Source organism: Nocardioides sp. Z24_21 (assembly GCF_058134345.1).
Genome location: NZ_JBYTTH010000001.1, coordinates 1,004,447 through 1,027,308, shown reverse-complemented (window position 1 = coordinate 1,027,308; position 22,862 = coordinate 1,004,447). Strand labels below are relative to the sequence as shown.

The following is a 22,862-nucleotide window of genomic DNA, read 5'->3' as shown; positions in this document are numbered from 1 at the left end:
TCAGCCGGCGTAGCGCCCGGGGCTGGTCCCGAACTCCCGGGTGAAGGCGGCGGTGAACGCGGACACGCTCGTGTAGCCCACCCGGTGCGCCGTCTCGGTGACCGACAGGTGGCGCAGCATGGCGGCCGCGGCCCGCAACCGGGTCGTCGTACGCCAGGCGGTGAAGGTGGTGCCGAACTCGCGCACGAAGTGGCGCTGCAGCGTCTTGTCGCTCACGTGGAGCCGGGCCGCCCAGTCGGTGAGGCTGGTGGGGTCCGCCGGGTCGTGCAGCAGGGCCTGCGCAACGGTGTGCGCCGGGCCGGCGCCGCCGTCGACGTGGCCCAGGTGCACGGCCCGGCACCCGGCGAGCGCCTCGAGGACGTCGTGCCGCGCCCGGAGTCCGTCCTGCTCCTCGACGCCGGGGCGCGCGATCTCGAGGAGCCGCCCGCCCACCTCGGCCTCGGGCGCGAGCACCCCTGCCTCGAGCGCGGTCAGGGAGGCCGGCGCCTGGCGGACGCACACCCGCAGGACCGTCTGCCGGCCGAGCCCGTGGACCTCGGCCACGACGCCCCGGCGCACCCACAGCATCTCGGCGGAGGAGAGGAAGCGCGAGGTGTCGCCCCGGTGCACGGCGAGGATGCCGTCGGGCGACCAGAAGAGCTGGTGCACGAAGTCGTCGCGGTCGGGTGGGAAGTCGGGCACGGCGGCCTGCGGGGGATAGCGCAGGACCAGCACGCCGGTGGGCGGCCCGAGGCCGTAGCCGTACTCCTCCACCGCGATGGCGCCGGCCGCCGTCGCGGTGGGAGCGCCCCACGGCGGGTGTCCGATCGACGACACCATCTGTCTCCTTCACGACAACCTCGCAGGATTGGTAAGGCTACCCTTAGTTCACCGTGGGTCCGGCTCGGGCCCCCACGAGCGCGCCCCGCGGCAGGCGGTGCGCCGCGACCGCCGCCGCCAGCCGGCGGCCACCGACCCCCCGACCCACCCGAGGAACCCCCATGCGCCGCCACAGCCCCGTCCGTCGCGCCACCGTGCTCGCCGGTGCCGCCGCCCTCTCCCTCGTCCTCGCCGCGTGCGGCGGCGAGGACGGTGCGGCCGAGTCCGAGGACGGGCCCGACACCGTCACCTTCTCGGCCGACAACGGCGAGATCGAGATCCCGGCCGACCCCGAGCGCGTCGTCGCCACCGGCTACGCCGTGCCGGTGCTCCTCGAGGTCGACGCGCCGCTCGTCGGCATCTCGGAGTGGGGTCGCGGCACGGCGCTCATGACCGAGGAGGACCTGGCGACCTACGAGGAGACCCCGAAGGTGATGGGGGAGAGCGCCGACTCGATCAACTACGACGCGGTCGCGGCGGCCGAGCCCGACGTGATCATCCTCGGCGTGCCGCTGCCGGTGCTCGGCGACGTCAACATGGAGCGGCTCGAGACGATCGCGCCCGTCGTGGTCCTCGGCCCGGGCCGCCCCGACGACTGGAAGGACCTCGGGGCCCGCCAGAGCGAGGCCGCGGGCGCGTCGGAGCAGTACGCGGAGAGCCAGGAGGCCTACGAGGCGCGCGCCGCCGAGCTCACGGACAAGTACGCCGACGTGCTCGAGGGCCTCGACTTCGGCCACGTCGGCTCCTACGGAGACGTCACCGCCGGGCAGTTCCACCGCGAGTTCGCCGGGTCGTGGGGCACCAACATCGCCACCGACATCGGCGTCACCTACTACGGCGAGGTGAAGGACCCCAGCGACGGCGGCTCGGCCGAGGTCAGCGAGTACCCCTCCATCGAGGAGCTGCCCGACAGCCTCGGCGACGCCGACGTGATCACCTACAGCGTCCAGGGCGACGGCACCCCGGTGGAGGCCGTGCAGTACGTCCTGGACTCCCCGCTCTGGAAGAACCTCCCGGCCGTCGAGGACGGCATGGCGGTCGGCGTGCGCCACACCGAGGCCGCCACCTACGCCTCGGCGATGCAGACCCTCGACGCCCTCGACGCGGCCTTCGAGGAGGCGTTCGCCGAGGAGCTCGAGTGACCGCGATCGACCGCTCGCACCCCGGCCCACGGGTGCGCGCCCACCAGCTCGACGGGCGCGGGACCCGCCGCGTGGGCTATCCGATCGGCATCCGCACCGCCACGGTGGTCGCCCGCACCCAGGTCACCCCCCACATGCTGCGCCTCACGGTGGCGTCCCCGGCCGTCAAGCACGTGGTGACCCACGCCTGCGACGACCACGTCGGCATCGTGTTCCCGCTGCCCGACGGCACCCGCAACGACCCCGTCCACGACCCCGAGCGGCAGATGCTCGACTGGCGGTCCCCCCAGCCGCCCATGCGCAAGTACACGATCCGGCGCCTCGACACCGAGACCGGCGAGCTGGACCTCGACGTCGTGCTCCACCCCGGCGGCCTGGCCTCCGCGTGGGCCTCGCAGGCCGAGGTCGGCGCCGAGGTCGTGCTGGCCGGACCGCCCGGCGCGCTCGCCTTCCCCCACACCTACGACCACTACGTGTTCGCCGTCGACACCACCGCGATCCCCGCGCTCGCACGCTGGCTCGACGAGGGCGACTGGCTCGAGGAGCGCGGCGTCTCCGTCCAGGTCGTCGTCGACCACGACCACCCGGACGAGACGCGATACCCGCTGCGCCAGCGGCCGGGCGTGCACGTGGAGTGGCTCCCCCGCGCGGGCGGGTCGCGGCTGGCCGAGGTGGTCACCGGACTCGACCTCGGCGGCCACGACCCCGCCGACGTCTTCCTCTTCGCGGCCGGCGAGGCCGGCGACATCAAGCCGCTGCGGCGCTGGGCGAAGGACCGCGGGGTCGACGCGCTCGTGACCGGCTACTGGAAGCGCGGCGCCACCGAGCACGACGACCACGACGAGCACGATCACGACGACCACGATCACGACGAGGAGTGAGCGCGAGACAGGGCGCTCCGGCGTACGCGCTCGCCGCCGGCCTGCTGCTGCTCGGCGCGGCGGTGATGCTCAGCCTGACGGTCGGCCAGGGCGCGGTCACCGTGGCGGAGGCCTACCGCGCCGTCGTCGACCACGACCCGGGCGACAACGCGCACATCACGGTCCTCGACGTACGCCTGCCGCGCGCGCTGCTCGCCGTCCTGGTGGGCGCCGCACTGGCCGTCTCCGGGGCCCTGGTGCAGACCCTCACCCGCAACCCGCTCGCCGAGCCCGGCCTGCTGGGGGTCACGGGCGGCGCCTCCTTCGCGGTGGTCGTGGCGACGCGCCTCGGCGCCTCCGGGCAGGCGGTCACGCTGGTGCTGGCCTTCGTGGGCGCGGCGCTGGCGGCGGCGCTCGTCTACGCCGTGGGCCGGTCCGATCCGCTGCGCCTGGTGCTGGCCGGGGTCGCCCTGACGGCGGTGCTGGCAGGGCTGTCGATCGGCATCCGGCTCACCGACCCCGCCACCTTCGACGTCTACCGCTTCTGGTCGGTCGGCTCCCTCGCCGGTCGCGAGCAGGCGCCGCTGCTCGTCCCCTGCCTCGTGCTGGTCGTCGCGCTGGCGGCCGCCCTGCTGCTGGGCCGGTCGCTGAGCGCGGTGACGCTGGGTGACGACGTCGCCCACGGGCTCGGGGCGTCCGTCGTGCGGACCCGGGTGCTCACCCTGCTCGTGGCCACGGTGCTGGCCGCGACCGCCACGGCCGTCGCCGGGCCGATCGTGTTCGTCGGCCTCATCGTGCCGCACGCCGTCCGCCGGCTCGCGGGTGCCTCGATCGGCTGGCTGATCGGCCTGTGCGTGGTCTTCGGCCCGCTCCTGATGGTGCTCTCCGACGTGCTGGCGAGGGTGCTGCTGGCGACCGGGGAGGTGCCGGTCGCGATCGTGACCGCGGTCATCGGCGGCCCGGTGCTCATCTGGGTCGTCCGGCGCTACGGGGCGGTGGGCGTGTGAGGAGCGTGTCGATCCCGCTCGGGTCCGGGCAGGTGCTCCGGGTGGACCGACGCACGTCGTACGTGTCGGCGGGCCTGGTGGTCGCCGCGCTCGCCGTCGCCTTCGCAGCCCTCTGCTTCGGCGACGGGTGGGACAGCCCCGGCGACGTGGTCGACGCGCTGCGGGGCGCCGGCCCGGTCCGGATCCCGGTGACCGAGTGGCGGATGCCGCGGGTGCTGGCCGCCCTGGTCTTCGGTGCGGCCCTCGGGCTGGCGGGCGCGGTCTTCCAGAACCTGACCCGCAACCCGCTCGGGTCGCCGGACGTGATCGGCCTCGATGCCGGCGCCTACACCGGGGTGCTGCTCGTCTTCACCCTCACCACGGCCACGGAGCTCGCCATCACGTCCGCGGCGGTCGGCGGGGGGTTGGCCGCGGCGCTGGTCGTCTACCTGCTCTCCACGGGCACCGGCTTCTCCGGCGTGCGCCTGGTCGTGATCGGGATCGCGGTGCAGGCCGTCCTCACGGCCGTCAACTCGTGGATCATCCTGCGCGCGGAGCTCGACCTCGCGATCGCGGCCAGCGTGTGGCAGGCCGGATCGTTGAACGGCCTGGACTGGTCCGACGTCGACCTGCCTGTCGTCGTGATCGCCGTCCTCGGCGTGCTGCTCGCCCTGCTCGCCCGTCCGATGCACCAGCTCGCGCTCGGCGACGACGTGGCCGTCGCGTCCGGGACCGACGTACGACGACTCCGCCTGCTGCTCGTGCTGGTGGGCGTCGGGCTCTCGGCCACCGTCACCGCGATGGCCGGCCCCATCGCGTTCATCGCGCTCGCTGCTCCGCAGATCGGGCGCCGCCTGGCGCGCGCGGCGGGCGTGCCGCTGCTGCCCGCCGCCCTCACGGGGGCGTTCCTGCTCGCCGCCTCCGACCTGCTTGCCCAGTGGATCCTCGCCCCGCAGGCCCTGCCGGTGGGCGTGGTGACCACCGGGGTGGGCGGGCTCTACCTGTTGTGGTTGCTGACGAAGGAGATCCGCTCGTGACACGCCTGCAGGCCCGCGGCCTCACCCTCGGCTACGGCGACCGCCTGGTCGTCGACGCCCTCGACCTCGCGGTCCCGCACCACGCGTTCACCGCGGTGGTGGGCCCCAATGCGTGCGGCAAGTCGACGCTGCTGCGGGCCCTCGTGCGGCTGCTCCCCGCCCGCTCCGGCACCGTCGAGCTCGACGGCCGGGCGGTCAAGGACTGGAGGAGCAAGGACCTCGCGCGCGAGGTCGGGTTCCTGCCGCAGGCCACCGTCGCCCCGGAGGGCATCCGGGTGGAGGCCCTCGTGCGGCGCGGGCGCTACGCGCACCAGTCGGTGCTGGGGGCCTGGCGGCCCGCCGACGACGAGGCGGTCCGCCGGGCCATGGACGCGGCGGGGGTGGCGACGCTCGCGGACCGGCCGGTCGCGGAGCTCTCCGGAGGGCAGCGCCAGCGGGTGTGGGTCGCGATGGTGCTGGCCCAGGAGACGCCCTACCTGCTCCTCGACGAGCCGACCACCTTCCTCGACATCGCCCACCAGTACGACCTGCTGCGCCTGTTGCGCCGGCTCGTCGACGAGGGACGCACCGTCGTCGTGGTCCTCCACGACCTCAACCAGGCCTGCCGCTTTGCCGACCACGTCGTCGCGATGCGCGACGGCCGGATCGTGGCGAGCGGGGCGCCGTCGGAGGTCGTGACCGCCGACCTGGTGCACGACGTGTTCGACATGGACTGCGTGGTCGTGCCGGACCCGGTGACCGCGACGCCGATGGTCGTGCCCGCGCGCTGAGTCGCCTGGGTGTCACACGGGGGTGCTCGGCGGCGTCTTGATGTCGACCGACCACCTCAGGAGGGTGACATGACCGGAACGACCCGTATCCCCGCCGCAGAGATCTCCGGAGTGAAGGGCTTGCTGATCAAGCGCCTCGCCAGGAGGACGTTGGGTCAGGTGCCGAGCTCGATCGGCGTCCTCTGGAACAACCCGAGGGTGCTGATGGACATGGCCGGCGTCGGACGCAAGGTCAAGAAGTGGGACACCTGCGACGCCCAGCTCACGTCGTTCGCGCACATGGCCGTCGCCTCGATGGTCGGCTGCACGTGGTGCCTGGACTTCCACTACTTCGAGGCCGACAACAGGAGCCTCGACACGGCCAAGGCGCGGGAGCTGCCGCGTTGGCGCGAGTCGGACGCCTTCACCCCGCTCGAGCGCGAGGTGCTCGCCTACGCCGAGGCCATGACGGCGACCGAGCCGACCGTGACCGACGCGATGGTCGCCTCGCTGCGGGAGCAGCTCGGTGATCCCGGGCTGATCGAGCTCACCGCGGTGATCGCGTTCGCGAACGCCACGACGCGCTCCAACGTCGCGCTGGGGATCGAGTCCGACGGGTTCGCCGAGGCGTGCGGGCTCGAGCCGCTGGCCCGGCGCGCCGCCGTAGGGTGACGACCGTGCCGGAGGACCCGTTCGTCACCCACCGCGGCCTGCTCTTCACCGTCGCCTACGAGATGCTCGGATCGGCCTCGGCGGCCGAGGACGTCGTCCAGGAGACCTGGATCCGCTGGGACGCCATCGGCGCGGATGCCCGCTCCGAGGTCAGGCATCCGCGGGCGTTCCTGGTGCGGATGGTCACGCGCAAGGCGCTCGACCGCCTCCGGGCCGACGCGCGACGGCGTGAGGAGTACGTCGGCGAGTGGCTGCCCGAGCCGCTGCTGACGGCACCGGACGTCGCCGACGACGTCGAGCTGGCCGAGAGCGTCTCCTTCGCCATGCTCACCGTGCTCGAGACGCTGACCCCGACCGAGCGCGCCGTCTTCGTCCTGCACGAGGTGTTCGACGTGCCCTACGGCGAGATCGCGGAGGCGGTCGACAAGTCGGCCGCGGCAGTGCGCCAGATCGGCCACCGGGCTCGGGAGCACGTCGCGGCCAGGCGACCGCGGATGGAGGTGAGCCGCAGTGAGCAGGAGCAGGTCGTCGGTCGGTTCCTCGCGGCGGTCGCCGGCGGCGACCTGCAGAGCCTGCTCGCCGTCCTCGCCCCCGACGTGGTGCTGGTGGCGGACGGCGGCGGGATCGCCCAGGCGATCGCCCATCCCGTCGCGGGCGCGAAGAAGGTGGCGAACCTGCTGCGGGCCTTCCCCAAGCTCGGGGCGGGTGCCACCGTCGTGCCGGTCCTGCTCAACGGGTCCCCGGGCGTCAGGATCGTCGGACTCGAGGACGGTCACGACACGGCCGTCATGTTCGTCGTCGACGACCGGCGGATCACCCGGATCTACGTCGTCCGCAACCCCGCGAAGCTCAGCCGGATCGACGTCGAGGCGACGCTCACCCGCCAGGTGCGCTGAGCGATCGATCCGTGCCGTCCAGGTCAACCTGATGGCCAGGTACATCTAGGTCCGTTCGGCGCGTCGTCGCTCCATGAGGGCATCGACGCCGTCCAGGGAGCACTCGAGACCGAACCCGAAGGCGTCGTCGCCGCCGAACTCACCGTGTCTGGCCGCCTGTGCCGCGGCGCCCACCCTGACCGCGAGAGGGTACGCCGCGACGTCGACCACAGGTGCGAGGGACGGAAGCAGGGACCCCCCGCCCAACGACTCGTCGCTGCCGGCGAGCAGGCCACGCGCCGTCGGGGACACAGACGGTGCCCTAGTCCGCCCCCAGTGAACCCGGCCAGGTCGGCGCGGAGGACATGGAGGGGCTGCCCGTCGCGGTCGAGCATCCTGGCGGCGGCCATACCCGTGTCGGTGACGGTCTCGACGAACGAGCGCGCGGACAGCCGGCCGCCTGTCGCAAGGCCGGTGTGGATGAGTCGGTAGAGGGACCGGTCGAACTCATCGACAGAGAAGCCGAGCGCACCGGCGACGTCTTCCGCGTCGTAGGGGTCTTCGCCTGCCGCTTGGATGACGGCGAAGGCTCGAAGGACGGTCCGGTCCTGGTCCGCCTCGGTCAGCCGCGCCGGCGCAGGCTCCCCGGCTGGGTCCGGCTCAAGGAGCCAGGGCCACTCGCTCACGTCTGCGAGGAAGAGCCGCAGAGCAGGCGCACGGTCGTATAGCCACCTGCCGATGCGCTTGGCCTCAGCCAGTTCGGCTCGCAGCGCGTCAACGTCAACCGCGTCCGCTGCGGCGGGCTGGCCGTTGGGGTCGTTGTCGGGTCCGTCGGCGGTGGTCATGTCCGGACGCTCGCCGCGACCGCGGACATCGGCGTGTGGAGAACCGGTTGAGAGGGGCGGCGTGCCCGAGAGTGATGGCTTCGGGGTCGTCTCCGCCGGTGTGGCGCACCAGTTGGACAACGGTGCCAGCACTGGACAACGGCGCCAGCACCCGCTCGCGCGGCGACGACCCGACAGAGGCGTTCGCGAGCACGCGGCAGCCCGGCTGTCCTTCCTTCGGGTGGAGTACTGCGGGCGTAGAGCGCGTCTGCTCTCCAGCATGGGTGGACGGGTCGTTCGAGCCGCTGCGGCGGCGGTGCTCGCTGCTGGGTCGGTGGCTGTGACCGCTGGATCGCCGGCGTCGGTCACGACGGGCACGGTGACCGTGCCGAACTCGGTGTACTACGACTTCCCGTGCATCGACGTGCCGTACACGTATGCGTACACGCTGCGCCCCGGCTACGAGCTCGAGGATGCGCACCTGGAGGTCATTGCCCCTGACGGCCTGGAGGCCGGTCGTGACAGCGTCACGTCGACGGCGGTAAGCGGGAGCAGCGAGGTGCAGATCTGCAGCGGTGAGCCTGGCGCCTACGCGGGGACCGTCGACGTGCTCGCGTGCACGCCGAACATCACCGACTGCTACGAGTTCGTGATGACGGTCCGCGACGAACGGCCGACCGGGTACTTCCCCACCAGCGGTGCGACGGTTCGGTTGCAGCAGTACCGGTCGGGTGCGTGGCGCCACCTCACGCGCGGCGCGGTGTACCTGGACACGCGGCGAGCGGGGCGAGCGGTCGTGAAGGTGACGATGAAGCAGAACCGCGGCCGGTTCCGGGCAGTCATGCGGAAGACGAGTTCGCTCAAAGGGTCGAGGTCGCGCACCATCAAGGTGAGCTGACGCTCTCAGCCCTTGTCACAGTCGGTTCTCGCCGTCCGCTGGGCGCACCAAGGCGGCTGACACCCACGACTGCGACATGTGCACCTCGGAACCCGTGCCAGTCGAGTACGACTCCACGCGCACCACCCACGCCTCCCAGCCGCGTCGATCAGAGTGCCGCCAAGCGAGCAGGACGCCAGGCGCCGGCACCGACCACCTGCCCGTCAGGTCCACCCACACGTGGAACGGCGGCTGACGAGGCACCGCTCAAGAATAGAACAGGTGTTCGATCACGGCTGGCACGCAACCGGATGCCGCGGGAGATTTCACACCAAGAGACGACGCAGCCGTTTGCCACGAACTCACACGGCCCAATCCGTGCCAACCCGTATCCATGAGTCCGCAAGGACGAAACGGCTCTCACCTGCGCCTGTGGCGCTGACCTGCATGTTTCCTGTGGTGCCCCAGGCAAGAGTCGAACTTGCGACCTTTCGCTTAGGAGGCGGCTGCTCTATCCACTGAGCTACTGGGGCGGGCCATGTGCACATTCGTGTCGAAGAATGCGTCCACTGCTGGCGGACATCTTGTCAGCCCTCGCTTGATGAGACGAATGCGCCCCGCTGACGGGTTCTCGCGGCTCACCGCTGGGACCCAGGGGGTTGTCGGGGCAGCACGACTACCCAGGACATGGACGCTTTCGACGACGAGCCGCCCGACGACCATCGGCGGGAGGCTGGCAGTCGCCCGGCCCGACCCGCCCTCGTCACTCGGTGGCGGCCTCCAAGAGCTGGGTCTCGGCCTTCAGCACGTCGATCACCCCGGTGAGCCATCGTTCGATGGCGGCGACCTCCTCGGGACTGAACGTGGAGCTCAGGGCGTGGATGCGCTCGGAGATTCGAGAGGTGGATGGCCGCATGGTGACTTCGTAGCCGCCGGCGAGCTCCACCAGCACCGATCGGCCGTCCGCCTCGTTTCGTCGTCGTGAGACGTATCCCGCAGCCTCGAGGCTCGACACCAGCTTGGTGATGGCCGGGTTGCTGAGCCCCGTCCGCGACGCCAAGTCACTGGGGCTCACTCCTTCGGGATGCTGTGCGACCACGTCGAGCAGCTTGTGCTCGCTGTTCGTGATCCCCAGGCGTCGCGCGATCGCCTCGTGGAACATGATCACGCGCAGGCTCAGGTCGGACCCGAGCTGGTCGCCGGTGCTCACCATCTCTCCTTACTTCACTTTCGTGAAACAAATGCTACCGTCCCTGCATGGCGCCCATCGTCGCGCACCCCGCTCCGAGCGCGGCACCGCGGCCATTCGTCTCGGCTCTCATCCGCACCTACGCGGCCATGCTTGTCGTAGCCGCCCCGCTCCTCGCGCTCCTGCTGACCCCCGGCCTCATGCGCAGCCGCGTCGCTTGGTTCGGGGGCAGCTCATGGATCGGCATCGTCGGCTTCGAGGTGCTCTCGCTGCTCGCCGTCCTGGCGTCGGTCGTCGTGTCGGCTGCCGTGGCCGGCGCGGCAGGTCGGTGGCGTCCCCGCACGGCGTGGGCCAGGTCCCGCGACCTGCGTCGGCGGCGACCCGGGAGGTGGTGGCGGCTCGCAGGCGAGGCGTTCGGATGGTTCCTCGCCTCACAGCTGGTGGGCGGCTACCTCGCCTGGCTGGCGCCCTACATCTGGCGGGACCCCGCGGGCGGGTGGGTGCTGGACTACACCAATTACGCGATGCAGGCGATCGGCATGTATCTCGTCATCTGCTTCGCGGCGGCGTGGTTCGGCACCCGCATGCGCCAGGACGTGCTCACGGTCGAGTCGGGCCCCGAGAACCGTGCCTGATCCCGTGAGGCTCGCCGGCTCGCCTCATGCCGGTTGCGTCATACGGGCGGGCCCGGTCGTGTCGGCTCGCTCCGGGCCAGCCGGGTGGCGTGGTGGGTGCGCGTGCACCACCGCCGGGCCGGAGGGCGTCACGGAGGCCCGAAAAGTTGCGGAAGTGAAGTAGATTCCGTCTCGATCAGTCCCTCCGCCCCTTCGAAGGTGAGCCCGTGTCCGACGAGTCGCGTCCGGAGCCTCCCTCGGGTGCGCCCAAACGCCGGGGCAAGGCCCCGCGCAAGCACACGGTCGGCCGCGTCATCCTCATCAGCGCGGTGGTGCTGGCACTGGTCACGGGCCTGAGCACGGTCTACTTCATCCGCCACCTCAACGGCAACATCGAAGGGCTCTCGCTCGACGCCCTCGGCGACGACCGTCCCGAGGAGGTCTACACGGGCAACGGCGAGCCCCTCGACATCCTCGTGATGGGCTCGGACTCCCGCGACTGCGAGGGCTGCGACCTCGACTCGGAGGGCGGCGGCGGCTCCGACACCACCATCCTGGTGCACCTGTCCGCGGACCGCTCCCGGGCGTACGCCGTGTCGATCCCGCGCGACTCGATCGTCGACCGGCCCGAGCAGGGCTGCGACTCCCCGGCCCAGACCGACGTGATCTGGAACGCCGCCTACGCCGTCGGTGGGCCGGTGTGCACGCTCGCGCAGGTCGAGCAGATGACCGGCATCCGCGTCGAGCACTTCGTGGTGGTCGACTTCGCCAGCTTCGGCGACATGGTCGACGCCGTCGGCGGGGTGCCGGTGTGCGTGCCCGAGGACCTCGTCGACAAGCCGCACCAGATCTTCGTGCCCAAGGGCAACCCGTCGGTCCTCACCGGCGACGAGGCCCTCGACTACGTCCGCGCGCGCTACGTCGGCGAGCTGGTCCAGCAGAACGACATCTCGCGCATCCGGCGCCAGCAGGAGTTCATCGGCGCGCTCGTGCGCGAGGTGATGTCGGCGGGGACGCTGACCCGCCTCGACAAGGTCGTGCGCTTCCTCGACGCCGCGACCAAGTCGCTGCAGACCGACGAGGAGTTCGCCTCGGTGACCCGCCTGGGCAAGGTCGCGATGCAGGTGCAGAACATCGGTCTCGACCAGGTCAAGTTCGTCACGCTCCCGACCGAGTACTACGCCAGCGACTCCGAGTTCCGCGGCAAGGTCTACTGGACGCCGGCGGCCGATCGCATCTGGGAGCTGCTCAACCAGGACAAGTTGCTGCCGCCGAAGCTGATCAAGGGGACCTCCGTCAGCGCCGAGGGGCCACCCGGGGCGTCGACCGCGTCGCCCGGCGGCGAGACGGAGTCCGAGAGCCCGGAGTCCGAGAGCCCGGAGTCGGAGAGCCCGGAGTCGGAGAGCCCGGAGTCGGAGAGCCCGGACAGCACGACCGAGACCACCGCGCCCGAGCCCCCGGTCACGACGGAGCCCGACCCCATCCCGGGTGTCTGCGCCTAGGCCCGAGCCCGCCGTGCATCCCGACGACGACTCCGACCACCAGACCGGCGGCGCTGCCGCCGGCGGCTCGAGCCCGGCGCCCGAGCCGGAGTGGAAGCGTCGCCGACGCCTCGCGGCGGTCTTCGGTGAGGGCCCGCCCGAGCAGACGAGCGACGACCGCGACCCCCGCGAGGACCGCCCGGGCAAGGGTGATGACTGGTATCGCGCCGAGGTGCCGCCCCACCACGGCTGAGGGGCGCGCCGCCTCGCGCGGGGTGAGCGGGACGGGTGGGTCAGACCGCGCCGCCGCGGGCGCGGAGCAGGTCGCGGATCTCCTCGAGCAGGGCGACGTCGGGCGCGGCTCCGGCCTCCTCGGTGGGGAAGAAGCGCTCGCGGGCCTTGGTGTAGGGCAGCACGATGAAGAAGTAGACGACCGCGCCCATGATCAGGAACGCGATGAGGGCGTTGAGGAACGCGCCGAAGGTGCCGGTCTCGGTGCTGAAGAAGTCGTCGGTGTCGGGCAGCAGGCCGGTGAGCCACTCGGTGAAGGTGGTGACCACCGCTGAGAAGGCGAGCGCCATGATCAGGCCGGTGGCGATCTCGATCAGGTTGCCCTTGAGGATGAATGCCTTGAAGCCGCTCATGCCGGATCTCCCTCTGCTGAGGCCGCGGGTAGGGCCGCTGACGGGTGGATGCTCTCCACGCTAGCCCTCCCAGGACACCGTGAGGAACTGGGTGAGCGCGGCGCCTGCGATCCGCACGGCCTCCTCGGCGCTCGCGCCGACGACCACCAGCGCCCCGCCCGAGCCTCCCGCCGGACCGTCGGGCAGGCCCCTCGGCGTCGCCAGGACCGTGACGTCGCCGGCGACCAGGGTCGCCTCGCCGGTGCCCGGATCGGTCGCCAGCACGTCCACCTCGTCGCCGGCGCGCAGCAGCGCGGCCATGCCCGCGTCGGGCAGGCGCACCGGCACGATCGTCTGGCCGGGCTGCGCGCGCGCCAGCCCGGGACCGACGAGGCGTACGTCGGTCACCACCTCGCCGCGGCCGATGGGCGCCGCCAGCACCCGCCCGGCCGCCGCGCTCGCCGCGCCGGCCGGGGCGAGGCCGGCGGGATAGGCACGCACGGCGAGGTCGTCGGCACCCAGCCGGGTGCCCGAGGGGAGCTCACGCGCGGCGACGAGCACCTCGACCGTCTCGGGTGGCGGCGGCGCCCACGTGCGCACCGCCGCCAGGGCGGCGACGGCCGTGAGTGTCGCGGCGATCAGCCGACGGCGGCGCCGCAGCTGGTGGCGTACGGCGCGCAGCCGGCGACGTGCCGGCGGGAGTCCCGGGAACATGCTCCGACGCTAGGCCGGAACGCCCGGCTCGCGCCGGGCCTGTCCACAGGGGTCAGTCGGAGGACGAGGACGACGACGTCGTCGACGAGGACGACGTGGACGTGGACGACGTGGAGGACGCGGGCGATCCGGACGACGTGGTCTTCGAGGACGCGGAGTCGGACGAGCCCGAGGAGTCGGACGGGCTCGACGACGCCGCGGTGGTCGAGGCGGACCCGTCGGTGCGGTTGTCGGTGCGGCTGTCGGTGCGGTAGAAGCCGGAGCCCTTGAACACCACGCCCACGGCGTTGTAGAGCTTGCGCAGCCGGCCCTGGCACTCGGGGCAGACGGTCAGCGCGTCCTCGCTGAAGCTCTGGAACTGCTCGAAGGAGTGGCCGCACTCGGTGCAGGCGTACTGGTAGGTCGGCATGTGTGGGTCCTCTGACAGCGACGGGGTGGAGCGACGGTGGTGCGGTGATCGGCCGGGCCGGCGCGACGCGCTGGCACTCGGGCCCTTCGACTGCCAATGGTACGGCACAATGGCCCGGACATGAGCGAGCCTGCACCCCCCACCGACCCGACGGCCGCCACGGAGCCGTCCCCCGAGCCGGCCCGGCGTTCGCGCTGGCAGTCCTTCCGCCGCGCCCCGAGGGCGGTGCGCTGGACGGCGTGGACGGCGCTCGGCCTCGTGGTGCTGCTCGTGGCGCTCGCGGCCGTCACGGTGGTCGTCGTACGCCGCCCGCTGCCGCAGGCCGACGGCGAGATCGAGGTGCCCGGCCTGTCGGCCTCCGTCGAGGTGCTGCGCGACGAGCACGGCATCGCGCAGGTCTACGCCGACACCGACGCCGACCTGATGTTCGCCCAGGGGTTCGTGCACGCCCAGGAGCGCTTCTTCGAGATGGACTTCCGGCGCCACGTCACCGCTGGCCGGCTCTCGGAGATCTTCGGCCCCGACACGCTCGAGACCGACAGGCTCATCCGCACGATGGGCTGGCGCAGGGTCGCCGAGCGGGAGTGGGCCCTGCTCGAGCCGGCCACCCGTGACGCGCTCAGCTCCTACGCCGCCGGTGTCAACGCCTACATCGGCGACCGCCGCCCGTCCCAGCTCGCGGCGGAGTACAGCGTGCTCGGCCTCACCGGCCTCGACTACACCCCCGCCGAGTGGGACCCGATCGACTCGCTCGCCTGGCTCAAGGCGATGGCGTGGGACCTGCGCGGCAACATGGAGGCCGAGGTCGACCGGGTGCTGCTCTCCCTCGACCACACCGCGGAGGAGGTCGCCGCCCTCTGGCCCGACTACCCCTTCGACGAGCACCCGCCGATCGTCAGCGGCGGCGGCGTCGTCGACGGGGTCTTCGAGCAGAACGCGTCGGGCAACGCGACCCGCAACCCGCGCCGCCCGGCCTACCCGCCGGCCGTCGTCGACGCGCTCGAGCGGGTCCGCGACCGGCTCGACGCGATGCCCGCGCTCATGGGCAAGGGGCGCGGCATCGGCAGCAACTCGTGGGTGGTCGACGGCGAGCACAGCGCCACCGGCATGCCGATCCTGGCCAACGACCCGCACCTCGGCATCAGCCAGCCCGGCGTCTGGATGCAGATGGGCCTGCACTGCCGCGAGGAGGCCGCCGACTGCACGCTCGACACCTCGGGGTTCACCTTCTCCGGCGTGCCGGGCGTCATCATCGGCCACAACGCCGACATCGCCTGGGGCTTCACCAACCTCGGTCCCGACGTCACCGACCTGTTCCTGGAGCAGACCGAGGGCGACGACCGCTACGTCCGCGACGGCGCCACGGTGCCGCTGCAGGTGCGCACCGAGACCATCGGGGTGCGCGGTGAGGACGACGTCGAGCTGCGGGTGCGCGAGACGGTGCACGGCCCGCTGATCAGCGACGTGTCCTCGGAGTTCGCGACGGTGGGCGCCAACGCGCCGACCGACGAGCCGGGAGACCGGGGGAGCGGCTACGCCGTCGCGCTGGCCTGGACCGCCCTCGACCCCGCCCCCACCGCCGACGCGATCCTCGCCCTCAACCGCGCCTCCGACTGGGACGAGTTCCGCGCGGCCGCCGCCGACTTCGCGGTCCCCGCGCAGAACCTCGTCTACGCCGACCGCGAGGGCCACATCGGCTACCAGTCCCCGGGCCGCATCCCGATCCGGCGCGGCGGCAACGACGGCACCATGCCGGTGGAGGGCTGGATCAGCGCCAACGACTGGACCGGCGACTACATCCCCTTCGACGGCCTGCCCAGCGTGCTCGACCCCGAGGAGGGCTACCTCGTCACGGCCAACCAGGCCGTCATCGACGAGCGCTACCCCTACCTGCTGACGAAGGACTGGGACTACGGCTACCGCTCGACACGGATCCGCGAGGTGCTCGAGTCCGAGGGCGAGCTCTCCGTCGCGGAGATGGCCGACCTGCAGCTCGACTCGGCCGACCCGATGGCCGAGACGCTCGTGCCCTACCTCCTCGACGTGGAGCGGCTGCCCTCGCCCTACTACCGCAACGCGCAGAACCTGCTGCGCGACTGGGACTTCACCTCCCCGGCCGACAGCGCGCCCGCCGCCTACTACAACGTCGTGTGGCGCACGATCCTCGAGCGGACCTTCCACGACGACCTGCGCCAGCGCACCTGGCCCGACGGCGGCGACCGCTGGTTCCGCGTGGTGAGCGACATGCTCACCGAGCCTGCCGGGCCGTGGTGGGACGACGCCCGCACCGACGACCGGGTCGAGACGCGTGACGACATCCTGCGCGCGGCGCTCATCGAGGCCCGCGACGAGATGACCCGGCGCCAGTCGCGCGACCCCCGGCTGTGGGAGTGGGGCCGCCTGCACCGGATGAACCTCCGCCACGCCACCCTGGGTGACTCCGGCGTCGCGCCGGTCGAGCGGTTCTTCAACCGCGACGGCTGGGAGGTCGGCGGCGGCTCGTCCATCGTCGACGCCACGTCGTGGAACGCCGTCGACGGCTTCGAGGTCACCGCCGCCCCGTCGATGCGCATGGTCATCTCGCTCGCCGACTGGGACGACTCCCGGTGGATCAACCTCACCGGCGTCTCCGGCCACCCGACCTCGTCGCACTACACCGACCAGACCGAGCTCTACGTCGACGGCCAGACCCTGCCGTGGGCGTGGAGCCGCGAGGCCGTCGAGACCGCGACCGAGCACCGGCTGACGCTCGTCCCCGCGGCCGACTGACGCCCGGGCGCGCCGAGAGACGGCTCACCGGGTGAGTCGGACGACCCCGCTCGACGTGAGCGCGAAGCCCACCGGGACGTCGTGGGGGTCGGTCGGCACGGCGAGCCCCACCTCGTCGTCGTGGAGCAGCACGGCGACGGGCGTGCCCGCCGGCACCCGCGCCAGCGCGCGGTCGTAGGAGCCGCCGCCGCGCCCGAGGCGGTCGCCGGTCCGGGACACGGCGAGCCCCGGCACGATCACGACGTCGGCGGTGCGCACGCCGTCGACGCCGAGCCGTGGTCCGGCCGGCTCGTAGAGGCCGCGGGCGGCCCTGACGAGGCCGTGCTCCCCGGTGTGGACGGCCCAGTCGAGGTCGTTGTCGGGCCGCAGCACGGGCAGCAGCACCCGGGTGCCGGCGGCCAGGAGTGCGTCGAGCAGGTGCCCGGTGCCGGGCTCGCTGCCCACCGAGACGTACGCCGCGACGGTGCCGGCGTGCCGGACCGGCTCCCACGACCGCGCGACCTCCGCGACGGAGGCCGCGAACGCGGCGCAGGCCTCGAGCGGACGACGCCGCCGGGCCGCCAGGACCTGGTCGCGAAGGGCGGTCTTGGCCGCCGAGTGTCCTGCTCCCACACCCGCAGCCTACGATCGATCCATGGCAAGCAAGGGCAGTGCGCAGGGCCTCCAGCTCGCGCGCCAGAAGATGCGCGACGCCGGCGTCGACGAGGTCGCGATCGACACGTTCGCGCACTACTACCGGCTCCTCGAGCACGGCGAGACCGGGATGATCCCCGAGGCCTCGATCGAGCCCCTCGACATGGAGTCGCTGGACGACGTCGAGGTCCCCGAGGAGGTCGGCGCCGAGGCCATCCGCAGGACGGCGGTCATCAAGCTCAACGGCGGGCTCGGCACCTCGATGGGGATGGACCGCGCCAAGTCGCTGCTGTGCGTGCGCCGCGGCCTGAGCTTCCTCGACATCATCGCCCGGCAGGTGCTGCACCTCCGCAAGGAGCACGACGCCACGCTGCCGCTGATGTTCATGAACTCCTTCCGCACCTCCGCCGACACGATGGCGGCGCTGGCGCGCTACGAGGACCTGCCGGTCGACGGCCTGCCGCTGGAGTTCCTGCAGAACAAGGAGCCCAAGCTGCTGGCCGCCGACCTGATGCCCGCGGCCTACCCCAAGGATCCCGACCTCGAGTGGTGCCCGCCCGGCCACGGCGACATCTACACCGCGCTGCGCGGCACCGGGCTGCTGGCCCGGCTGCTCGACGCCGGCTACCGCCACGTCTTCGTCTCCAACTCCGACAACCTCGGAGCCGTGCCCGACGCCCGGGTGGCGGGCTGGTTCGCGCAGAGCGGAGCGCCGTTCGCGATCGAGGCGGTGCGGCGTACGCCGTCGGACCGCAAGGGCGGCCACTTCGCGCGCCGCAAGGCCGACGGCCGCATCGTGCTGCGCGAGTCGGCCCAGACGCTCGACGCCGACAGGGAGGCGCTCGCCGACCTGAGCCGGCACCAGTACTGCTCCACCAACAACCTGTGGTTCGACCTGCAGGCGATGGTGGAGGCGCTCGACGCGCGTGGCGGCATCCTGGGCCTGCCCCTGATCAAGAACGTCAAGCACCTCGACCCGGCCGACCCCTCCACGCCGGAGGTCATCCAGATCGAGACCGCGATGGGCGCCGCGATCGAGGTGTTCGAGGGGGCCCGCACCATCGAGGTGGGTCGCGACCGCTTCGTGCCGGTCAAGACGACCGACGACCTGCTGGTCCTGCGCTCCGACGTCTACGACCTGCGCCGCGACTACGTGCTCGACCAGGCGGGTGAGCAGGTGCCCTTCGTCTCCCTCGACGGAGACTTCTACAAGCTCGTGCGCGACTTCGACAAGCGCTTCCCCGAGGGCGCGCCGTCGCTGCGCGAGGCGGGGTCGTTCACGGTCGAGGGCGACTGGACCTTCGGCCCCGGCGTCCGTGTCGTCGGCGACGTGTCGCTCGCGGCCCCGGCCGCCCAGCGGGTCGAGGCCGGCGCGGTGCTCGGCGAGCAGCCGGATGGCACCCGGCCCGACGACCAGGGCAGCGATGGCTGACCTGCTGCCCGTCGCCGACTACGTCGAGCGCATCCTGGCCACGGTCTCCCCACTTCCCGCGTTCCCGCAGCCGCTGATGGAGGCGCTCGGCCTGGCGCTGGCCGAGGACGTGGTCGCCCCGATCTCGCTGCCGAGCTTCGACAACTCCTCGATGGACGGCTACGCCGTGGTCGCCGAGGACGTCGCCGGCGCGAGCCAGGACGCTCCCGTCACGCTCCCCGTCGTCGGCGAGATCGGCGCCGGGCGGTCCTCGATCCTGGCGATCTCGCCCGGCTCGGCGGTGAAGATCATGACCGGCGCACCGGTGCCGGCCGGCGCCACGGCGGTGGTGCCCTACGAGTGGACCGACCGCGGCGTCGCGTCCGTGCGCATCACCCGCGCGGCGGCTCCGGGCCAGCACATCCGGCCGACCGGCGACGACATCGCCGAGGGCGACATGCTGCTGGAGGAGGGCACCGTCCTGGGGCCGCGCCACCTCGGGATGCTCGCCGCCGTCGGTCGTTCCACGGTGCGTACGCGCCCGCGTCCGCGGGTGGTCGTGATCTCCACCGGCTCCGAGCTGCGCGACCCCGGCACCCCGCTCGGTCGCGACTCGATCTACGACGGCAACTCCTACCTGCTCGCCGCGGCGGCGCGCGCCGCCGGCGCCATCGCCTACCGGGTCGGGATCGTCCCCGACGAGGCGCACGCCTTCACCGAGGCGCTCAGCGACCAGCTCGTCCGCGCCGACCTCGTCGTCACCAGCGGTGGCGTGAGCGAGGGCGACTTCGACGTCGTCAAGGAGTCGCTGTCGCACCACGGGTCGATGTGGTTCGGAGGCGTGGGCATGCAGCCCGGCAAGCCCCAGGGCTTCGGCACGGTCGGCGAGGACGACACCCCGGTCTTCACCCTCCCCGGCAACCCGGTCTCCTCCTACGTCTCCTTCGAGATGTTCGTGCTGCCGGCGATCCGCCGGATGATGGGCAAGCTGCCCTACGTCCGCCCCGCCGGCCGCGCCCGCCTGACCCACGGGCTGTCCTCCCCGGACGGCAAGGTGCAGCTGGTGCGCGGGCTCTACGAGACCGACCGCGGTGGTGCCTTCGTCTCACCCGTCGGCGGCCACGGCTCGCACCTGATCGGCGACCTCGCGGCTGCCAACTGCCTCATCGAGGTGCCGGCCGCCACGACCGCGATCCCGGCCGGCGAGATGGTCGCCATCCGCCGCCTCGACGAGGAGTTCTGATGGACGACCCCCGGCTGACCCACGTCGACGAGCACGGCGCCGCCCGCATGGTCGACGTCGGCGACAAGCCCGTCACGACGCGTACGGCGTCGGCGAGCGGCCGCGTGCTGGTCAGCCCGGCCGTGGTCGAGCTGCTGCGCGGTGAGGGCGTGCCCAAGGGCGACGCGCTCGCGGTCGCCCGGATCGCCGGGATCATGGGGGCCAAGCAGACCCCCGCGCTCGTCCCGCTGTGCCACCCGCTCGCGATCTCCGGCGTCACCGTCGACCTCGAGGTGGCCGACGACGCGGTCGAGATCGCCGCGACCGTCCGCACGACCGACCGCACCGGCGTCGAGATGGAGGCCCTCACCGCCGTGTCGGTGGCCGCGCTCACCGTCGTCGACATGGTCAAGGCCGTCGACAAGGCCGCGACGATCACCGACATCCGCGTCGAGACCAAGACCGGTGGCCGGTCGGGCTCGTGGACCCGGTGACGCGGTGGCAGCGGTGAGCCTCCCGGCCGCGGTCGTCGTCGCGTCCAACCGCGCCGCGGCGGGCGCCTACGCCGACGAGACCGGCCCGGTGATCGTCGCGTGGCTGCGCGAGCAGGGCTTCGACTGCGGCGAGCCGGCGGTCGTGCCCGACGGCGACCCGGTCCGCGACGCCATCGCCGCAGCCGTCGCGGCCGGGGCCCGCCTGGTCCTCACGACCGGCGGCACCGGACTCACCCCCACCGACCGCACCCCCGAGGCCACGGCGCCGCTGCTCGACCGCGAGGTGCCCGGGATCGCCGAGGCGATCCGCGCCGCGGGCGTGGCCCAGGGCGTACCGGCCGCGATGCTGTCCCGCGGCCTCGCCGGCATCGCCGGGCAGTGCCTCGTCATCAACCTCCCGGGCTCGCGCGGCGGCGTGAAGGACGGGCTCGGCGTGCTGGAGCCCGTCGTGCGCCACGCCGTCGAGCAGGTCGTGGGGAGCGACCACTGAGCGCCCCGGGCTGGCCCGCCCGCCTGGAGTCGGAGGGGATCGTCGTGCGCTCGCTGCGCCGGAGCGACGCCGACGACTGGCAGGCCGTGCGCGCCCGCAACCACGACTGGCTGCGCCCGTGGGACGCGACCGTCCCGCCGGGCTCCGCGCCGCGCCCCTCGTCCTACAAGGTCGTCACCCGCACCCTCCTCCACCAGGCCCGGCAGGGCCTGTGCCTGCCGTTCGTGATCGAGGTCGACGGCCGGTTCTCCGGTCAGGTGACGGTCAGCAACGTCGCTCGCGGCTCGGCGCAGTGGGGCTCCATCGGCTACTGGGTCTCCGCCGACGTCGCGGGCCGGGGAGTGGCGCCGCGTGCGGTCGGCATGGTGATCGACCACTGCCTCGGTCCGGTGCGCCTGCACCGGCTCGAGATCTGCATCCGGCCCGAGAACACCAACTCGCTGCGCGTGGTGGAGAAGCTGGGGCTGCACCAGGTGGGCTACGCCCCGCGGTTCCTCCACATCGACGGGGACTGGCGCGACCACCGGATCTTCGCGATCACCGCCGAGGAGGCGCCGGAGGGTGTGCTCGCGCGGCTCGGAACACACCAGTCACACCAGTAGTTCTGCGACACACCACTTGACATCCGTCCCGGTCGCGCTCCACGCTCATACGCTTCGACTGTGGACCTGAGCGCTCTCATCTTCGTCGCCCTTGCCGTGGCGTGGGCCGTCTACCTGATCCCCAAGGCCCTCAAGCACCACGACGAGGTGGTGCGCAGCCGCTCGGTCGAGAAGTTCTCCCACACCATGCGCGTCCTGGCCCGCCGTGAGCCCGTCGACCGCCGCAACGCCCGGCTGGTCGTCTCGCCGATCCGCACCGGGCTGCGGCCGCCGGTCGAGACCAAGGCCCGCACCCAGGCCTTCCCCGACGCCGACGCGGCGTCCGCGGTCGTGTCGACCTCGATCACCACCGAGGTGACGCGCGAGGTCACCGCCACTTCGTCCCCCTCCTCTTCCTCCGCGGCCGCGGCCGTCCCCGGTCGTACGCCCTCGCGCCGACCGTCACCGGCCGCCGAGCGGGCGTCCGCACGCCGCGCCGCCAAGCGCCGCCGCACCGTGCTCGCCGTCGTGCTGCTCGCCAACCTCGTCGTCATCGGGCTGGCCGCAGCCCGCGTCGTCGCCTGGCCGTGGGTCGCGGTCCCGGCCGGCGTCCTCGTCGCCTGGCTGGTCGCCTGCCGGGTCTCGGTGCGCGCCGAGCGGCGCCAGCGCGCCGCCCGCTCCGCCCTCGAGGTCGGCGTGCCGCCGGTCGTCGAGGAGGAGCTCGACGCCACGGGTGAGATCGCGGTGACGCCGCCCTCGCCGCGCACGCCCGACGTGACCGTCGAGACCGTCGAGCCTGGCGAGGCGGGGGACACCCCCGCCGCAGCGGACGCCCCGGCCGTGCTCACCGGTGAGGTGCCGGTCGTCGGCGGCTGGGACATGGTGCCCACCACGCTGCCGACCTACGTCGGCAAGCCGGCGGTGCAGCGGCGCACCGTCTCCACGATCGACCTCGACTCCACCGGCGTGTGGTCCAGCGGCCACCACGACGGCGACTCCGCCCTGGCCCGCTCCGCCGAGCAGTCCGAGAAGTCGGCCCGCGACGCCGCCGAGACCCGCCGCGCCAGCGGCGCCTGACCCCTCCCTGACCCCTCCCGGCCCCGTCCCACCCCCATCCCACCCGGACGTCAGGGGAATCCCCGGTCCCGACCGGGCGCCCGCATGACGTCCCGCCGGGGGGATTGGGTGGGCGCCGACGCGCTCGTGTATCTTTGCGACGCGCCGTGAGGCGTTTGGGGCTGTGGCGCAGTTGGTAGCGCGTCTCGTTCGCAATGAGAAGGTCAGGGGTTCGAATCCCCTCAGCTCCACCACGTACGCACAGCACCGCCCGTCACCTGCCCGCACAGGTGGCG

General features: G+C 72.7%; 25 protein-coding genes and 2 tRNA genes. 19 read left to right on the top strand and 8 right to left on the bottom strand.

From position 1 onward, the window contains the following. The gene (locus tag AC3X7Z_RS05025; RefSeq protein ID WP_489975203.1) at positions 1–816 is read right to left on the bottom strand and encodes a helix-turn-helix transcriptional regulator; all 816 of its coding nucleotides are present in this window, start codon (positions 814–816) and stop codon (positions 1–3) included. A 164-nt stretch (positions 817–980) separates the two neighbouring features. On the opposite strand from AC3X7Z_RS05025, the gene AC3X7Z_RS05020 reads away from it, so the two are divergent. The 7 genes from AC3X7Z_RS05020 (at position 981) to AC3X7Z_RS04990 (ending at position 7,200) form a co-directional block, all read left to right on the top strand. Continuing rightward, complete coding sequence (locus AC3X7Z_RS05020; RefSeq protein WP_489975202.1) at positions 981–2,000, top strand: ABC transporter substrate-binding protein; 1,020 nt, start codon at positions 981–983, stop codon at positions 1,998–2,000. Further along, positions 1,997–2,881, top strand: coding sequence for a siderophore-interacting protein (locus tag AC3X7Z_RS05015; RefSeq protein WP_186339196.1), 885 nt, complete (start codon positions 1,997–1,999; stop codon positions 2,879–2,881). Before AC3X7Z_RS05020 ends, AC3X7Z_RS05015 begins: the two co-directional genes overlap by 4 nt. Beyond that, complete coding sequence (locus tag AC3X7Z_RS05010) at positions 2,878–3,867, top strand: FecCD family ABC transporter permease (RefSeq protein ID WP_489975201.1); 990 nt, start codon at positions 2,878–2,880, stop codon at positions 3,865–3,867. Before AC3X7Z_RS05015 ends, AC3X7Z_RS05010 begins: the two co-directional genes overlap by 4 nt. A 41-nt stretch (positions 3,868–3,908) precedes the next feature. Next, positions 3,909–4,883, top strand: a complete 975-nt coding sequence (locus AC3X7Z_RS05005) for a FecCD family ABC transporter permease (RefSeq protein ID WP_489975200.1) — start codon at positions 3,909–3,911, stop codon at positions 4,881–4,883. After that, positions 4,880–5,653, top strand: a complete 774-nt coding sequence (locus AC3X7Z_RS05000; protein WP_489975199.1) for an ABC transporter ATP-binding protein — start codon at positions 4,880–4,882, stop codon at positions 5,651–5,653. The genes AC3X7Z_RS05005 and AC3X7Z_RS05000 overlap by 4 nt, the downstream gene beginning before the upstream one ends. Positions 5,654–5,722: 69 nt before the next feature. Beyond that, positions 5,723–6,304, top strand: coding sequence for a carboxymuconolactone decarboxylase family protein (locus tag AC3X7Z_RS04995; RefSeq protein ID WP_489975198.1), 582 nt, complete (start codon positions 5,723–5,725; stop codon positions 6,302–6,304). A gap of 5 nt (positions 6,305–6,309) precedes the next feature. Then, a complete protein-coding gene (locus tag AC3X7Z_RS04990) occupies positions 6,310–7,200 on the top strand; it encodes an RNA polymerase sigma-70 factor (protein WP_489975197.1) in 891 nt (296 codons plus the stop codon). A 23-nt stretch (positions 7,201–7,223) separates the two neighbouring features. Here AC3X7Z_RS04990 and AC3X7Z_RS04985 read toward each other — a convergent pair whose 3' ends face one another. Continuing rightward, positions 7,224–8,024: a hypothetical protein gene (locus AC3X7Z_RS04985; RefSeq protein WP_489975196.1), complete on the bottom strand. Its 801-nt coding sequence runs from the start codon at positions 8,022–8,024 to the stop codon at positions 7,224–7,226. A 259-nt stretch (positions 8,025–8,283) separates the two neighbouring features. Between AC3X7Z_RS04985 and AC3X7Z_RS04980 the strand changes: the two genes are divergently transcribed. Next, positions 8,284–8,901 carry a hypothetical protein gene (locus AC3X7Z_RS04980; protein ID WP_489975195.1) on the top strand — a complete coding sequence of 206 codons (618 nt, stop codon included), beginning with the start codon at positions 8,284–8,286 and terminating at the stop codon, positions 8,899–8,901. A 436-nt stretch (positions 8,902–9,337) separates the two neighbouring features. Here the strand turns inward: AC3X7Z_RS04980 and AC3X7Z_RS04975 are convergent. Continuing rightward, positions 9,338–9,413: transfer RNA gene (locus AC3X7Z_RS04975), tRNA-Arg, on the bottom strand. Positions 9,414–9,643: 230 nt separating this feature from the next. Then, on the bottom strand, positions 9,644–10,090 hold the full coding sequence (locus tag AC3X7Z_RS04970) for a MarR family winged helix-turn-helix transcriptional regulator (protein WP_489975194.1): 447 nt from the start codon (positions 10,088–10,090) through the stop codon (positions 9,644–9,646). Between the two features lie 47 nt (positions 10,091–10,137). Between AC3X7Z_RS04970 and AC3X7Z_RS04965 the strand changes: the two genes are divergently transcribed. The 3 genes from AC3X7Z_RS04965 (at position 10,138) to AC3X7Z_RS04955 (ending at position 12,417) form a co-directional block, all read left to right on the top strand. After that, on the top strand, positions 10,138–10,704 hold the full coding sequence (locus tag AC3X7Z_RS04965; protein WP_489975193.1) for a hypothetical protein: 567 nt from the start codon (positions 10,138–10,140) through the stop codon (positions 10,702–10,704). 206 nt (positions 10,705–10,910) lie between these two features. Then, the gene (locus AC3X7Z_RS04960) at positions 10,911–12,185 is read left to right on the top strand and encodes an LCP family protein (RefSeq protein WP_489975192.1); all 1,275 of its coding nucleotides are present in this window, start codon (positions 10,911–10,913) and stop codon (positions 12,183–12,185) included. Between the two features lie 13 nt (positions 12,186–12,198). Next, on the top strand, positions 12,199–12,417 hold the full coding sequence (locus tag AC3X7Z_RS04955; protein ID WP_489975191.1) for a hypothetical protein: 219 nt from the start codon (positions 12,199–12,201) through the stop codon (positions 12,415–12,417). Positions 12,418–12,457: 40 nt separating this feature from the next. Here AC3X7Z_RS04955 and AC3X7Z_RS04950 read toward each other — a convergent pair whose 3' ends face one another. The 3 genes from AC3X7Z_RS04950 to AC3X7Z_RS04940 are packed head-to-tail and all read right to left on the bottom strand — an operon-like array spanning position 12,458 to position 13,910. Next, a complete protein-coding gene (locus AC3X7Z_RS04950) occupies positions 12,458–12,808 on the bottom strand; it encodes an MscL family protein (protein WP_489975190.1) in 351 nt (116 codons plus the stop codon). Between the two features lie 60 nt (positions 12,809–12,868). Further along, positions 12,869–13,501 (bottom strand): SAF domain-containing protein, encoded by a 633-nt coding sequence (locus AC3X7Z_RS04945; protein ID WP_489975189.1) that lies wholly within the window; start codon positions 13,499–13,501, stop codon positions 12,869–12,871. A gap of 52 nt (positions 13,502–13,553) precedes the next feature. Beyond that, positions 13,554–13,910 (bottom strand): FmdB family zinc ribbon protein, encoded by a 357-nt coding sequence (locus tag AC3X7Z_RS04940; protein ID WP_489975188.1) that lies wholly within the window; start codon positions 13,908–13,910, stop codon positions 13,554–13,556. 120 nt (positions 13,911–14,030) lie between these two features. Between AC3X7Z_RS04940 and AC3X7Z_RS04935 the strand changes: the two genes are divergently transcribed. Beyond that, the gene (locus AC3X7Z_RS04935; protein ID WP_489975187.1) at positions 14,031–16,679 is read left to right on the top strand and encodes a penicillin acylase family protein; all 2,649 of its coding nucleotides are present in this window, start codon (positions 14,031–14,033) and stop codon (positions 16,677–16,679) included. A 24-nt stretch (positions 16,680–16,703) separates the two neighbouring features. Here the strand turns inward: AC3X7Z_RS04935 and AC3X7Z_RS04930 are convergent, their stop codons facing one another. Next, the gene (locus AC3X7Z_RS04930) at positions 16,704–17,291 is read right to left on the bottom strand and encodes a 5-formyltetrahydrofolate cyclo-ligase (RefSeq protein WP_489975186.1); all 588 of its coding nucleotides are present in this window, start codon (positions 17,289–17,291) and stop codon (positions 16,704–16,706) included. Positions 17,292–17,313: 22 nt separating this feature from the next. Here AC3X7Z_RS04930 and AC3X7Z_RS04925 point away from each other — a divergent pair, with 22 nt between their 5' ends. From AC3X7Z_RS04925 to AC3X7Z_RS04895, 7 genes are all read left to right on the top strand, one after another. Then, positions 17,314–18,744, top strand: a complete 1,431-nt coding sequence (locus AC3X7Z_RS04925; protein WP_186339182.1) for a UTP--glucose-1-phosphate uridylyltransferase — start codon at positions 17,314–17,316, stop codon at positions 18,742–18,744. Beyond that, positions 18,737–19,966 (top strand): molybdotransferase-like divisome protein Glp, encoded by a 1,230-nt coding sequence (gene glp / locus AC3X7Z_RS04920; protein ID WP_186339181.1) that lies wholly within the window; start codon positions 18,737–18,739, stop codon positions 19,964–19,966. The genes AC3X7Z_RS04925 and glp overlap by 8 nt, the downstream gene beginning before the upstream one ends. Next, positions 19,966–20,439 (top strand): cyclic pyranopterin monophosphate synthase MoaC, encoded by a 474-nt coding sequence (gene moaC, locus AC3X7Z_RS04915; protein ID WP_186339180.1) that lies wholly within the window; start codon positions 19,966–19,968, stop codon positions 20,437–20,439. Before glp ends, moaC begins: the two co-directional genes overlap by 1 nt. 13 nt (positions 20,440–20,452) lie before the next feature. Next, the gene (locus AC3X7Z_RS04910; protein ID WP_186339179.1) at positions 20,453–20,929 is read left to right on the top strand and encodes a MogA/MoaB family molybdenum cofactor biosynthesis protein; all 477 of its coding nucleotides are present in this window, start codon (positions 20,453–20,455) and stop codon (positions 20,927–20,929) included. 44 nt (positions 20,930–20,973) lie between these two features. Further along, positions 20,974–21,531 (top strand): GNAT family N-acetyltransferase, encoded by a 558-nt coding sequence (locus tag AC3X7Z_RS04905; RefSeq protein WP_489975185.1) that lies wholly within the window; start codon positions 20,974–20,976, stop codon positions 21,529–21,531. A 60-nt stretch (positions 21,532–21,591) separates the two neighbouring features. After that, positions 21,592–22,587 carry a divisome protein SepX/GlpR gene (sepX, locus tag AC3X7Z_RS04900; protein WP_489975184.1) on the top strand — a complete coding sequence of 332 codons (996 nt, stop codon included), beginning with the start codon at positions 21,592–21,594 and terminating at the stop codon, positions 22,585–22,587. Positions 22,588–22,744: 157 nt separating this feature from the next. Then, a tRNA-Ala gene (locus tag AC3X7Z_RS04895) sits at positions 22,745–22,820 on the top strand. Positions 22,821–22,862: the final 42 nt, after the last annotated feature.

Bases quoted from the DNA above. Each gene is read 5' to 3' on its own strand.
- AC3X7Z_RS05020 (WP_489975202.1), top strand. From the start codon at position 981: ATGCGCCGCCACAGCCCCGTCCGTCGCGCCACCGTGCTCGCCGGTGCC.
- AC3X7Z_RS04995 (WP_489975198.1), top strand. From the start codon at position 5,723: ATGACCGGAACGACCCGTATCCCCGCCGCAGAGATCTCCGGAGTGAAG.
- AC3X7Z_RS04985 (WP_489975196.1), bottom strand. From the start codon at position 8,024: ATGACCACCGCCGACGGACCCGACAACGACCCCAACGGCCAGCCCGCC.
- AC3X7Z_RS04980 (WP_489975195.1), top strand. From the start codon at position 8,284: ATGGGTGGACGGGTCGTTCGAGCCGCTGCGGCGGCGGTGCTCGCTGCT.
- AC3X7Z_RS04965 (WP_489975193.1), top strand. From the start codon at position 10,138: ATGGCGCCCATCGTCGCGCACCCCGCTCCGAGCGCGGCACCGCGGCCA.
- AC3X7Z_RS04950 (WP_489975190.1), bottom strand. From the start codon at position 12,808: ATGAGCGGCTTCAAGGCATTCATCCTCAAGGGCAACCTGATCGAGATC.
- AC3X7Z_RS04945 (WP_489975189.1), bottom strand. From the start codon at position 13,501: ATGTTCCCGGGACTCCCGCCGGCACGTCGCCGGCTGCGCGCCGTACGC.
- AC3X7Z_RS04940 (WP_489975188.1), bottom strand. From the start codon at position 13,910: ATGCCGACCTACCAGTACGCCTGCACCGAGTGCGGCCACTCCTTCGAG.
- AC3X7Z_RS04935 (WP_489975187.1), top strand. From the start codon at position 14,031: ATGAGCGAGCCTGCACCCCCCACCGACCCGACGGCCGCCACGGAGCCG.
- AC3X7Z_RS04925 (WP_186339182.1), top strand. From the start codon at position 17,314: ATGGCAAGCAAGGGCAGTGCGCAGGGCCTCCAGCTCGCGCGCCAGAAG.
- glp (WP_186339181.1), top strand. From the start codon at position 18,737: ATGGCTGACCTGCTGCCCGTCGCCGACTACGTCGAGCGCATCCTGGCC.
- moaC (WP_186339180.1), top strand. From the start codon at position 19,966: ATGGACGACCCCCGGCTGACCCACGTCGACGAGCACGGCGCCGCCCGC.